Consider the following 205-nt stretch of genomic DNA (forward strand, 5'->3'; position numbering starts at 1 on the left):
AGAATCCTTCAAATACATTACATTTTCAATTTTCTGATGTAACGCATCTTTTAATCGCCAACCCGTCATGCGCTCCGCTATCGGGTTCATAAACGTAATGAGTCCTTTTGTATCGGTCGCAATAACTGCATCGCCAATAGAGTTGAGCGTCACTCGCAAACGTTCTTTTTCAGAGTACAGGGCTTGTCTAGCATTTTTTACTTCC

At 41.5% G+C, this 205-nt stretch carries 1 protein-coding gene; it reads right to left on the bottom strand.

Going from position 1 to position 205, the window contains the following annotated elements; translation table 11 throughout:
- The coding region (locus tag H5202_RS23905) for a PAS domain-containing protein (RefSeq protein ID WP_182774184.1) at positions 1 to 205 on the bottom strand (205 nt) is incomplete at both ends.

This window comes from Shewanella sp. SG41-4, assembly GCF_014164505.1.
Taxonomy (GTDB): Bacteria; Pseudomonadota; Gammaproteobacteria; order Enterobacterales; family Shewanellaceae; genus Shewanella.